Consider the following 12,907-nt stretch of genomic DNA (forward strand, 5'->3'; position numbering starts at 1 on the left):
CGCTCCAGCTAGTAAGCGAATGCCAAGACGTCATCGTCGTCGTTGTCATCGTGTCGATTTGTGCTCGTGTTGTCGCGTTGATGCTCGGATTCAAGTTCCGGCATTGCCGAAGCAACGCCACCGCGGACGTATCGGAATAGGAGCACCAGTTCGACGACGAGCAGTACTGCGTATATGGAAGTCAGTGCCACCAGCGAGAACAAGAGCTCGCCTGCGCTCACCGTGGGCGAAACAGACGCCGCGGTGTACATGAATACCTGGTCCACTCCACCCATCTGGGGGTTCGGAGCTACGGTGAAAGGCTGGCGTCCCATTTCAGTGAAGATCCATCCGGTGGCGTTGGCACCGAACGGAGCCGCGATTCCCAGTACCGCGAGACGCGATATCCACTTGTTATCCGGAACGGTTCCCTTGCGGGTGATCCACAATGCGATGGCCGCGGCTACCGCTGAGAGGCCACCGAAGGTGATCATCAGCCGGAATCCCCAGTAGGTCACTTCCATGACCGGAAGGTAATTGATTTCTTGGCCTGCGTAGGGGCCAAAGGATTCATCTTGCGGATAGTACTTTCCGTACTTTTCCTGGTATTCGGGAATCAACGTATTGACGCCTTTGATTTCCGTAGTGAAGTTTCCGTTGGCCAGGAAGGAAAGAATCCCTGGAACTTCGAAGACAGCAACTACGTCATCGCAATTGGTAGATCCATTGGCCGTGATGTCGCCCAACGACAGAACCGAGAAGCCAGTTCCATCATGGCAGGCAGCCTCCGCAGAGGCCATTTTCATGGGTTGCTGTTCGAACATGAGCTTGGCTTGTTCGTGGCCGGTGAGCGCTACGCCGAGGAATGCGACGACGGCAATGCTTGCACCGATTCGAAGGGATTTCATCCATACGTGGTAATCGGTTTTATCCCGGTTCCTGCCCCGGCTCAAGTCCTCGCCGATGATCACGCGACCGTCAGCATCTACTGTGTCAATGCCTTCTTTGCGCCGACGGTAAAGGTGAAACCAGGATATGCCCAACAGGAATCCGCCGGCTACGGCAAAAGCCCCGAAAAGCGTGTGCGGGAAAGTGATCAGCGCCGTGTTGTTAGTGAAGACAGCCCATGCGTCGGTCATCACCGCGCGCCCATCAACGATCTTGGTTCCTACCGGATGCTGCATCCAGGAATTAGCGACGAGAATGAAGTACGCGGAGAGCATTGTGGCCAAAGACGCGCACCAAATGGTGGCCAAGTGCAGTCGTTTAGGCAATTTCTTCCAGCCAAAGATCCACAAACCCAGGAAGGTGGACTCTACGAAAAATGCGAGCAGAGCTTCCATCGCCAGCGGTGCCCCAAAAACGTCGCCAACGTAGCGGCTGTATTCGCTCCAGGCCATGCCGAATTGGAATTCCTGGACGATGCCAGTAGCGACGCCCATGATGAAGTTAATTAGGAAGAGCTTGCCCCAGAATTTGGTCATGCGCAGCCAGTGCTCGTTACCCGTGCGATGCCAAATGGTTTGCAACACAGCAACCGTCAGTCCCAGCCCGATGGTCAGCGGGACCATTAGGAAGTGATAGACCGTGGTTATGCCGAACTGCCAGCGGGCAATTTCTAGTGCATCCATTGAATCCTCAATTTGTCGCGTGTTGAGATCTTCCACAACTTTTCTACAAATCGTAGAACTGCCGTCAAATATCACCATAGACGATTTCGACAGGTTGTAGAAGTCGGCAAGCCGAGATTCAACGCACACCATAAAAAGCAGGTGACTTACAGAGTGATGAGCGCCAATCCTGAGGACATTCAATGCCTCAAGATGCTTGGCTTCACGCACCACGCGCTCCTCATGGCCCCTATAACCCCGCCTATCAGACACGAACACCTCACACTTTTACGTGTCGTAGAAATATTGATCAAAACTCGCTACAATGGGTGTTTCAAGCAGTGTGCCGAAGTCTCAGACCCAGGCATGCGGCGAAAGAACTAAAGCAAATGAGGTAAGACCTAGTGGCCAGCCTTGGCGATCTGGAACGTTCCGTCATGGATCTGCTGTGGGATTCCGCAGAACCCCTCACCGCGAATGACCTTCGCGATGATCTCGCGGCGCTTGGCACCGATGCGAAGGAACTCGCAGTAACCACGGTGCTGACCGTGCTTGCACGCTTGGAAAAGAAAGGGCTCGTTGAGCGAGAACGCTCAAGCCGCCCTCACCGTTATGCTGCTTCTTCATCACGCGAGGACCACACCGTGGGACTTCTCAATGAGGCGTTGGGTACCGCCCAGGACCGCGAAGCAGTTCTCGCTCGATTCATCGGCGGAATTTCAGCTGATGAAGCAGCGTCCCTGCGTGCTATCTTGGACTCTGTAAAGTCCGCATAAATTATTCGAACTTCGGGGACTGAGTGCTTCTCACCTCATACTTCCTAGCGGCGTTGGCCATCGCATTAGCATGGCCGACGCCGTTGGCCTTATCTAAAGCCAAATGGACCACTCGCGCACCGGTCCAAGCTGTTCTCCTCTGGCAAGCCATCGCACTCGGCGGTGGCCTATCGATGATTGGATCCATGCTTGTTTGGGGACTGACACCGCTCGGCGATGACCTCATCTCAGCCTTGCACGGTGGTTGGCGGCTTCTCACCGGCGATCCGAACGTCCGCTATCCGGGCGTCGTCCACCTCTTCGCTCTGAGCACCGCGCTGCTCTTCGGGTTCCATTTGGTATTGACCTTGATTCGCGCCGCATGGCGGACTTCGAGGCAACGGGCTAAGCATAGACAACTGCTTCGACTGCTCAGCAACCCATCACAAACGCGCCCGAACACCTTGGTCATTGACCACGACACGCCCGTCGCCTACTGCGTACCCGGGATCTCCCAATCAGTGACCGTCCTTTCCCGAGGATTGATCACCCAGCTCACCGCAGAAGAACAACAGGCTGTGATTTCCCACGAGAGATCACATCTGGATCAACGCCATGATCTATTGATTCTGGCCTTCACCGCCTGGAACGAAGCGTTGCCCTGGTTGCCCACGTCAAAGCTGTCCCTTGAAGCCGTGCGGCAGCTGATTGAAATGCTCGCCGACGACAAAGCCCTGGAGCGCGTAAACCGCCAAACGCTATTGAAAGCGATCATCACAGTAGCGACCGCAGCCGCGGACGTCGACGAAGTTTCTCCCAAGTCGAACACATCGAATGCTGAATTGGTAGGCATGCCAGGTGGGGAAGTTTCGTCCCGGCGGCTCCAACGGCTTTTGACTCCGGTCGCCCCGTTGGGCCGGGGGCCGCGCTACCTCGTCTTGGCCTGCACCATCTTGTTGCTGGTTTGCCCGACTGTACTTTTGATCGCTCCCCGGCTGCTGGCATGGTGAGCCACAGGGTCCCTCAGCAAAAAATAAGAAGTCGTTGGCCAAGGTAAACTCCGGGCCAACGACTTCACGTTGAGCGACTACACATCGATGCGATCGCGTTCCAAATCATCTGCTCCATCGATGATGAACTTCTTTCGTGGAGCTACATCAGATCCCATGAGCAGGTCGAAGACTTCCTCAGCAGCCTGGGCATGTTCAATACCGACACGGCGCAGCATGCGATGGCGTTGGTCCATGGTGGTTTCAGCCAGTTGGTCGGCGTCCATCTCTCCGAGCCCCTTGTAACGCTGGATCGGTTCCTTGTAGCGCTTGCCATCCTTCCCCAGCCGAGCAAGCAACTTGTTCATCTCCGCTTCCGAATAGGTATAGACCACTTCATTCTGCTTCGAGCCTGGATTGATGACTTCGATACGGTGAAGTGGAGGAACCGCTGCATAAACCCTGCCATGCTCGATCATCGGCCGCATATAGCGGTAGAAGAGCGTGAGCAAGAGCGTGCGGATGTGCGCGCCATCCACATCAGCATCGGTCATGAGAATAATTTTCCCATACCTGGCTTGCTCAATGTCGAAGCTTCGGCCTGAGCCTGCGCCGATAACCTGGATCATCGCGGCGCACTCAGCATTGGAGAGCATGTCGGAGATGGACGCCTTCTGGACATTGAGAATCTTGCCTCGGATGGGTAGCAAGGCCTGGTATTCGCTGGAACGAGCCAGACGCGCGGTGCCCAAGGCGCTGTCACCCTCGACAATGAACAGTTCAGACTTTCCGACTTCCTTGCTTCTGCAGTCCAATAGCTTTGTCGGCAACGTCGAGGATTCCAGGGCTGTTTTGCGGCGCTGGGTTTCCTTGTGCATCCGGGCCGAAACACGAGACTTCATCTCGTTCACGACCTTCTCCAGCAACGTGGAAGCCTCAGCTTTTTCGGCTCGTTTGTTGGATCCTAGACGATCGTTAAGCGCCTTTTCTACAACCTTGGAGACGATTTGGCGCACCTGTGGGGTACCCAAGATCTCTTTGGTTTGCCCTTCGAACTGTGGCTCGGCAAGACGCACGGTCAGAACTGCCGTCATACCAGCGAGTACGTCGTCCTTTTCAATCTTGTCTTTTTGGCCGAACTTCAGCTTGCGAGCATTCGCCTCGACATTCTTGCGGAAGGACTTAAGCAAGGCTTGCTCGAACCCGGCACTGTGCGTACCACCCTTCGGGGTAGCGATAATGTTGACGAAACTTCGCAGCGAGGTGTCGTAGCCGATCCCCCAGCGTAAAGCGACATCGACTTCGCACACGCGCTGAACGTCTTCTATATGGCTACGGCCCTTGTCATCGATCACAGGAACCTTCTCGTGGAAGGAGCCGCTGCCCTGGAAACGCCAGATATCGGTGACCGGCGAATCGCTGGAAAGGTAATCGACGAACTCGCTGATGCCGCCATCGTGCTGGAAGATCTCTTCGTGCGGACCATCAGCACCGGGGGTATCCGGAAGGCCACGTTCGTCGCGAAGGGTGATACGCAAACCCGGCACCAAAAATGAAGTCTGCCGCGCCCGGTCCTGCAGATCCTTATATGAGAACTTCGCGTCGGGGGTGAAGATGTGGTTATCTGCCCAGTACCTAATGCGGGTACCGGTAACGCCGCGCTTGGCCTTGCCAATGATTTCTGGAGACGTTGCGGACTCATGAGGAGTGAAGGTGGCCTCGGCTTTTTTCCGCCCCTTGTCGGCAAACTTTCCGGGCTCGCCACGGCGGAACTGCATGCCGTAGGTCTTGCCTCCGCGATCCACTTCTACGTCGAGTCGTGCAGACAGGGCGTTCACAACCGACGCGCCAACGCCGTGAAGGCCACCAGATGCGCTGTAGGAACCGCCGCCAAACTTGCCGCCGGCATGGAGCTTGGTGAACACAACTTCCAAACCGCTCAGGCCTGTTTTAGGTTCAACGTCAACGGGAATACCGCGGCCATCGTCCTGAACTTCGACTGATCCGTCAGCATGCAGCACGACGCCAATTGCCTGGCCGAATCCACCCAACGCTTCGTCAACTGAGTTGTCGATGATTTCCCAGAGGCAGTGCATAAGGCCTCGGGAGTCCGTGGAGCCGATGTACATGCCGGGACGTTTGCGCACCGCTTCCAGCCCTTCAAGGACAGAGAGGTGTCTTGCATTGTAATTGTCGGATGAAGCCACTGGGCCTTTGTCTCCTACCTACATAAGAAGGAACGTCGTGAGTACTATTCTAATCGTTAATGTGTTCGAATATTGGCCATTTTCCGCCGTCTTGGCGCGGTTTTGATTGCTATGACCTTATCCACATCTACTACGCGGTGAGCGAAAGACACCCGTTTTCGGGATAAAGTCGGAGCTCGAACTGGTTCTATTGAGTAACCATCAACTTTAGGAGGCTGGCAATGACTACTACGACCGCTAGTCGTGAACTGAACGCCCTCGACCGGTGCGACCGTTGCGGCGCACAGGCCTACGTGCGAGCCGTGCTGGCTTCAACCGGGGGTGAACTGCTGTTTTGCGCTCACCACGCCCGCGATGTGGAACCTAAGCTGCGCCCTCAGTCCTCAGTTTGGCAGGACGAATCGTCGCGACTTTACGAAAAGCCGACGGTCGACGTTAACGATTAATCTCGTTACCGAATCATCCTGGACCGGAGGACCAACCATCATTGGTCCTCCGGTCCTCTTTCTATCCAGGCACAAAAATATGGCCAGCGAAACATTTCGTTCCGCTGGCCATATTTCTTGCCTGTCTTAGTCGAGGTAGTCGCGCAGCACCTGGGAGCGCGACGGGTGGCGAAGCTTCGACATCGTCTTCGATTCGATCTGGCGGATGCGCTCCCGCGTCACGCCGTAGACCTTGCCGATTTCATCTAAGGTCTTAGGCTGGCCATCAGTCAGTCCGAAGCGCATGGCAACAACGCCGGCTTCACGCTCTGAGAGGGTGTCCAGCACGGAGTGCAACTGCTCCTGAAGCAGGGTGAACGATACAGCATCGGCTGGAACGACTGCCTCTGAGTCTTCGATGAGATCGCCGAATTCAGAGTCGCCGTCTTCACCCAATGGCGTGTGCAAGGAGATAGGCTCGCGCCCGTACTTTTGCACTTCGACTACCTTCTCAGGAGTCATGTCTAGTTCCTTGGCCAACTCTTCTGGAGTTGGTTCGCGGCCGAGGTCCTGCAGCATCTGGCGCTGAACACGTGCCAATTTGTTGATGACTTCAACCATGTGTACCGGAATACGAATGGTACGTGCCTGGTCAGCCATTGCACGGGTGATAGCCTGGCGGATCCACCACGTAGCGTATGTGGAGAACTTGAAGCCCTTGGTGTAGTCAAACTTTTCGACCGCACGGATCAAGCCCAGGTTGCCTTCCTGGATCAGGTCCAGGAACAGCATGCCGCGACCGGTGTAGCGCTTTGCCAGCGAAACAACCAGACGAAGGTTCGCTTCGAGCAAGTGGTTCTTGGCGATCTTGCCATCGTGGATAATCTGCTCGTAGTCCCAACGCAAACGCTGGTCCATCGACCCGTCATCCTTCTCCAGCTTGTCCGCTGCAAATAGACCAGCTTCAATGCGCAGTGCCAAGTCGACTTCCTGCTCTGCATTCAGCAGTGCGACTTTACCAATCTGCTTCAGGTAGTCCTTGACCGGGTCCGCAGTTGCGCCGGCAACCATGACCTGCTGCTGCGGGGCATCGTCATCTCCGGTGGAAAGGGTAAAGCCCTTGGAATCGTCTTCGGCTTTAGCGTCGGAACCAGCCTCGGCGTCCTCTTCGCCTTCTGCCACCGCTCCGGTTGATTCGTCCTGTGCTGCAGTATCTGCAGCTACCTTTTTGGTCCGAGGCTTGGCCTTGGTAGCACGCTTCTTCGCCGCGGAAGTTTCTGCCGATACTTCAGCCTCGGTAGCCTCGGCTTCAGTTGCTTGACGATTAGCGTTCGTCTCAGAAGATGACACGAATAACCTTTCTAACGATGCGTTCCGGATGCACCTGCCGGTAACACCACTATGACCCTGTCAAGTCCGAAGACGTTTAATCAGTGACTAAACGCCGCAGGGCTGGCACATTGTAATCAACGCATCAAGCCCGCCTTATGTTCCCAAAATCCGTAGATTTCAGGCAAAGGCAATTCGAACCTAACCGGGTCTGTTATCTCATTATCCATGAATTACCACCTCGACACCACTTGAGACACCCCGCGCTTCGGCTTTCAGGAAAAGTTGGCACGCCAGGCTCGCAATTGATCAGTAGCCCATGCGGGCATGACGCCATGCTCCATGAGCTTCTGAAGCAGCCTCGCCAATTCATACGTCTCGTTTTCAAGGATTGCCTGGTTCAAGAGCACCAAAGCCATCGATCCCCTGCCACGAGCCCACTCAATCCAAGCCAAAATACACAGCAGTGCCTGTCGCGGTTCGCCTTGGGCTACTCCCAGCAGGTCCCGGCACACTTCCCATAACCTATCCACCCGTTGCCAGTCCGGCGCGTACCAGCCACGACCCAGCAAGAAGTCCGACAAAGGAGCGATGGCCGCGTCTCCTTCGTCGATAGAGATGCCAAAAACCGTATCGAGCGCGCTTTCGATGCCCTCCCCTGCCAGGAACGGCAGCAGGTCTCTCACTAGCTTTGTTTGCAACGACCCCACATGCATAGCCGCCCTGCGCGGATCTGCATGCAAAGCAGCTGTTGATTCCTCGGCTGGCCTGCTCACCGACTCATTCCACGCTTCGAGCGACAGGACAATATTGGCCACATGATCCTCTACGAGGTGAAGGACTTCGTCGGTATTCGGCCACTCCGGGACTCCACTGCCATCCCATGGCTGGTCCAAGGGCGACGACCCCGCAAACACCATGGAGAGGTTCGTTTCATTCGTATCGAGAGCAGGCATTTCCTGCACGTCCGAGCCATCTGCAGTGTCGTAATTCCAGATTCGCGAACCCTGCCGGCACCACGCATGTCGAAAGCGGACATCATGTTGGGCTAAGGCAGCTTCCAGTCCTGACACGAGATTTGCCAGGGGAATGCACTGATGGTTCCTCGAATTTTCTGGGGCGTAAATGACCACCGCGACATCTTCGATGTTCGGAATACGGTGCAGCAAGCGGACGACTTGCGCGATCCAGATCTTGAGATCGGGGTGTTCATCGGTTGGGGGCAGGTCCACCCGGAGGGTTGCCTCGAGTCGGTCGTCATCGATGAGCAGCAGGACAGCCGAATTACGCGGATGAAATCCCAACGCGTGTGGCACATAGGCCAATATGTCTTTGTAGCTGGACAGCGAAATCGGCTGTCGTTCTGGAGTAGTTGTCATGCACTAAAGGTGCATCGGAACTACCTTCAATGAGTGTCGCTCGCCACCAGCTGTGGAGAACTGTCTGCGGCAACGACCGGCAGCTACTGTTCTGCTAGGAAACGACGGGCCTTGCGGCGTTCAATCAACATGAAAGCGATGCCCATCGCTGCCATGACGAACTGCACCGACAGTGCAATCCTGAACGAGCCGAGGTTGTAGAGCTCGCCCGAAGTGCCGTTGGCCTTGTTCAGCATGTCGAGAATGAACCCGATGACATAGATGGTGATGAATGCCCCGATGAAGCCGCCAGTATTGACCAAACCGGTTGCCGTGCCCAGAACATTTGGCGGGTTGAAAGTACGAGCGAAATCGAACCCAATCACCGATGCCGGACCGCCGGCTGCCACGGAGATCATCAAGACAATGAGCACCCACAACGGTGCCTGCCCAGGCCAGAAGAGGACTACAGCCCACATCACAAGCATCAAACCGATGATGCCAAGCGCATAGTTGGAGCGGTGTTCCGCACGGCGTGCTGTCAAGGCGCCGAGCATTGGCCCCAGCATGACGGCGACGACCACGAATATCGACATGAGACCCGATGCCAGCGAGCTGTCTAGACCCTGCCCTTCAACCAGAAATGGATAGCCCCAGGTCATCATGAAGGTGTTAATCATGAATGCGGTCGTGAAGTGCGTCCAGAACCCCAGTCGAGTGCCTGGCTGCTTCAACGCCTGCGCAATTCGCGAACGCGAGGAGTGCCCACCTTGGCCACCTCCAGTCCAGCTTTGCCCATTGCGCACAAAAGCGATGGTGGTAATAAACGTGGCGAACGCGAAACCTGACATCACGGAGAACGCTGGCGACCAGCCGACGTTCAACAGCATCATGTGGAATGGAAAGATGCTGATCAGCTGTCCAAGCTGACCGAAGGTTCCGGTGAGCTGGGTGAGGATCGGTATTCGCGAACCTGAGAACCACAGCGGCAGCAGTTTCAGGACCGAAACGAAGACCATCGCGTCGCCCATGCCCACCATGACTCGACCGACCAGTCCCATCGGAACATTCACCGAGATGGCAAGGAAAGCCTGGCCTGCAGACATCAGCAAGGCGCCACAGGTAATCAGGATGCGGGGGCCGAATTTGTCCAAGAGCAATCCGACGGGCACTTGCGCCCCGGCATAAACGATGAGCTGGACTACCGAAAACGTCGCAAGGATCTGAGCACTCGCGTGAAAACGCTCTGTAGCTTCAATGCCTGCCACGCCAAAACTGGTGCGCTGGGATATTGCAGAAATGTAGGCGAGGACGGCAAAGCCATAAACGAACCAGGATTTGGTCGAATTCAGGTGCTGTTGACTCACTAGTCTTGATCACCCGATGACGGCTCGTCGTGTCCGTTCCTCAACCAGTCATCGGTGTTTTCAATCGCTGCCAGGAAGTGCTCGGCGCTAGCGCCGAGTTCCTCGGCGCCTGGCATTTGCTTGTCTTCATCGAGCAACAAGGAACGTGGCTCGTGCTCTTGCACGTGGGCATCGAAACGCTCTTCAAACCCATCAACCATCTGCCGCACGTCATTGTTGGCCTCAAGCTGTTCAGCCAGCTGCTGGTCGACCAAGCGTCCAGCTTCGCGGAGCTTATCGGTCGGCAGGGCCAATTTGAGGGCAGCACCAACATATTCCAAAGTGGCTACAGCCGCCGCAGGATATTCAGACTCGGCAAGATAGTGGGGAGTGTGCAAGGAATAACCCACGATGTCACGTCCCGCTTCGGTCAAGCGGATCTCGAGCAGCGAGGTAATCCCCGCCGGCGACTCGACCGTTGGGCTCCACGTGGAGATGTTCTCGATGAGGTCCTTGCGGTTTCCGTGCGCTGTCACGCCAACGGGCCTCGTGTGCGGAACCGGCATCGGCAGTGATGCCGACCCGACGACCAGGGAAACGTTGAAGGCCTCGATGAAACGTAGAAGCTCCGAAATGACGCGTTCCCATTTGAGGTCCGGCTCCACACCGGTAAGGAACCAGAAATTGCGGTCCATTTCGTCAGTCATCAAATAGATTTCGATGCGCGGCGCCTGGTATCCAGCGAAGTGGTCGCCAAGGAAAGTCAGTCGAGGTCGCTGGGAGGTGTAGGCAACCAGCTCATCGGCATCGAAAGTGGCAAAAAGCTGGGAGTCCAGGCGCCCGAATAGTTCGTTGGTCACCTGTGAATGGGTATTCCCAGCGTCGCTCATGGACTTGAGCAGGACGTACATTCCCAGTCCCTGTAGACGTGAATCGTCCAAGTCGTCTGCGACCATCGTCATCAACGATTGCTTGGACATTTTCTCCTCATTCAATGCCGAACTGTCTAAATACCGAGTTCAGCGCCACTAGACACTGCTTGGCACCCTGCAAGCAGAGCGATAGTACATACTATCGCTTCTGCACTTACGCTCGCTGTGAAGTGACGCACCATGAACCGAATCCTCAGATAACATCGGAAGTAGCAGATGCGTTGCCCACGAGCATGCACTACCTTCCGGACTACCATTCCGGAATTCACGACCTTAGACCCTACAAAGGCACAGAAGGAATGATTTTGTGATCAACTCAAGTGATCTCACTTTGAGCGCCATTGGCACCGACATTAAACGCAAGAGCGCCGATACTCTGGTTTTGGGTGTACTGAAGAACGACGGAAAAGCAACCATCGTCGCTTCGCCATTCACCGCGGAAACAACCTCGTCGCTTGAGCAGTCGCTGACCGCACTGGGAGCCGCCGGCAAGGCCGACGAAGTGACCTTGCTTCCAGGCGTAGAGGGTTCAAAGGCAAAGGTCCTGCAGTTCATTGGTTTGGGCGTCGAGGAACTAGCCGACCTCACCGATGAGCAGCTTCGCCGTGCTGCCGGCTCGGCCGCGCGACAGCTTAGCAATGCCAAGTCCGCCATCTTCGCGCTGCCATCAGACAGCGTTGAGCGGGTTGCCGCGATTGCAGAAGGCATCGCCTTGGGCAGCTACCGCTATGAAAACCAGCGCTCGAAGAAGAGCGACAAGCCGGTTTTAACCGATGCGCAGATCGCCACCGCGGTTGCGACGTCCAAAGATCTTCCGGCAGTGCTCAAGCGCGCGGCCATCCTCGGGCGTGCCGTGCGTGGCACCCGCGACCTGATCAATGCGCCGGCAAACTTGCTCTATCCTGAATCCTTCGCAACCGCAGTAAAGGACTACGCCAAGTCCTTGCCTTTGAAGGTCACGGTATTGGATGAGAAGCGTTTGGCCAAGGACGGCTTTGGCGGTTTGCTCGGTGTTGGCGGCGGTTCAGTTCGCCAGCCTCGCATGGTCAAGGTCGAGTATTCCCCCGCCAAGGCAACCAAGCACATTGCACTCATCGGCAAGGGCATCACCTTTGACACCGGTGGCACCTCGCTGAAGCCAGCTGCCGGCATGCACGCGATGAAGTCCGACATGTCCGGCGCTGCCGCGGTATTCCAAACTATCGCGGCCGTCTCGGAGCTGGGCCTGAACGTGAAGGTCACCGCATGGCTGTGCCTGGCAGAAAACATGCCAGGAGGCGCGTCGACCCGTCCGGGCGATGTCTTGACCATGTTCGGCGGCAAGACCGTCGAGGTGCTGAACACCGACGCCGAGGGTCGTTTGGTCATGGCCGATGGCCTCGCGGCAGCAAGTTTGGAAAAGCCGGATGTCATGATCGACATTGCTACCCTGACCGGAGCGCAGATGCTCGCCCTGGGCCTGCGGACCGCAGGGATCATGGGCGATGAGCAAGTACGCGACGACCTTGTTGCCGTCTCGGACCGGGTTGGCGAATTGGCTTGGGGCATGCCGCTGCCCGAAGAACTGCGTCCAAGCATCGAGTCGCAGGTTGCCGATCTGGCTAACATCGGTGAGCGCATGGGCGGCATGATGACCGCTGCAGTCTTCCTGGAGGAATTCGTTGGCGAGGTCGACGGAAAGAAGATCCCTTGGGCACACATCGACTTCGCCGGCCCTGCATTCAATGAGGGCAGCGCTTGGGGCTACACCCCGAAGAACGGCACCGGGTCGCAGGTTCGCACGCTCGTAGCTTATGCCGAGCAGCTCGCCGCAAAATAAGGACCGCTCGCCTGCTTAACCAGGTGGCAGTGCAACAGCAATTCTGATCCCCGGCATCAACTCGCACCTGAGTTTGGCGCCGGGACAGGATGAAAATAAGAGACATGCCTGACTTTTACGCCCGCGAAGGTGACTCTGGCCGGTTGGCGGTACTAAGG

Annotated in this window: 10 protein-coding genes; 4 read left to right on the forward strand and 6 right to left on the reverse strand. The window is 56.3% G+C overall.

Annotation, left to right across the window (positions count from 1 at the left end; genetic code table 11):
* Positions 1–8: 8 nt before the first annotated feature.
* Positions 9–1,610, reverse strand: a complete 1,602-nt coding sequence (locus tag OF385_RS09770; protein WP_264275214.1) for a cytochrome ubiquinol oxidase subunit I — start codon at positions 1,608–1,610, stop codon at positions 9–11.
* Positions 1,611–1,993: 383 nt separating this feature from the next.
* On the opposite strand from OF385_RS09770, the gene OF385_RS09775 reads away from it, so the two are divergent.
* Entirely contained in the window at positions 1,994–2,365 is a 372-nt protein-coding gene (locus tag OF385_RS09775; RefSeq protein ID WP_022876517.1) for a BlaI/MecI/CopY family transcriptional regulator, read from the forward strand.
* Positions 2,366–2,388: 23 nt separating this feature from the next.
* A complete protein-coding gene (locus OF385_RS09780; RefSeq protein WP_264275215.1) occupies positions 2,389–3,354 on the forward strand; it encodes a M56 family metallopeptidase in 966 nt (321 codons plus the stop codon).
* Positions 3,355–3,431: 77 nt separating this feature from the next.
* On the opposite strand, the gene OF385_RS09785 is transcribed toward OF385_RS09780, so the two are convergent.
* Positions 3,432–5,540: a DNA gyrase/topoisomerase IV subunit B gene (locus tag OF385_RS09785; protein WP_264275216.1), complete on the reverse strand. Its 2,109-nt coding sequence runs from the start codon at positions 5,538–5,540 to the stop codon at positions 3,432–3,434.
* Between the two features lie 221 nt (positions 5,541–5,761).
* Between OF385_RS09785 and OF385_RS09790 the strand changes: the two genes are divergently transcribed.
* A complete protein-coding gene (locus OF385_RS09790) occupies positions 5,762–5,986 on the forward strand; it encodes a hypothetical protein (RefSeq protein ID WP_022876520.1) in 225 nt (74 codons plus the stop codon).
* Between the two features lie 126 nt (positions 5,987–6,112).
* On the opposite strand, the gene OF385_RS09795 is transcribed toward OF385_RS09790, so the two are convergent.
* From OF385_RS09795 to OF385_RS09810, 4 genes are all read right to left on the reverse strand, one after another.
* Positions 6,113–7,315: an RNA polymerase sigma factor gene (locus OF385_RS09795; protein WP_264275217.1), complete on the reverse strand. Its 1,203-nt coding sequence runs from the start codon at positions 7,313–7,315 to the stop codon at positions 6,113–6,115.
* Between the two features lie 254 nt (positions 7,316–7,569).
* Positions 7,570–8,610: a DUF4192 domain-containing protein gene (locus OF385_RS09800; protein WP_264277894.1), complete on the reverse strand. Its 1,041-nt coding sequence runs from the start codon at positions 8,608–8,610 to the stop codon at positions 7,570–7,572.
* 146 nt (positions 8,611–8,756) lie between these two features.
* The gene (locus tag OF385_RS09805; RefSeq protein WP_264275218.1) at positions 8,757–10,019 is read right to left on the reverse strand and encodes an MFS transporter; all 1,263 of its coding nucleotides are present in this window, start codon (positions 10,017–10,019) and stop codon (positions 8,757–8,759) included.
* Positions 10,019–10,978, reverse strand: a complete 960-nt coding sequence (locus OF385_RS09810; RefSeq protein WP_264275219.1) for a proteasome assembly chaperone family protein — start codon at positions 10,976–10,978, stop codon at positions 10,019–10,021. The genes OF385_RS09805 and OF385_RS09810 overlap by 1 nt, the downstream gene beginning before the upstream one ends.
* 259 nt (positions 10,979–11,237) lie before the next feature.
* Between OF385_RS09810 and OF385_RS09815 the strand changes: the two genes are divergently transcribed.
* Positions 11,238–12,749 carry a leucyl aminopeptidase gene (locus OF385_RS09815; RefSeq protein ID WP_264275220.1) on the forward strand — a complete coding sequence of 504 codons (1,512 nt, stop codon included), beginning with the start codon at positions 11,238–11,240 and terminating at the stop codon, positions 12,747–12,749.
* Positions 12,750–12,907: the final 158 nt, after the last annotated feature.

This window comes from Glutamicibacter sp. JL.03c (genome assembly GCF_025854375.1).
Taxonomy (GTDB): Bacteria; Actinomycetota; Actinomycetes; order Actinomycetales; family Micrococcaceae; genus Glutamicibacter.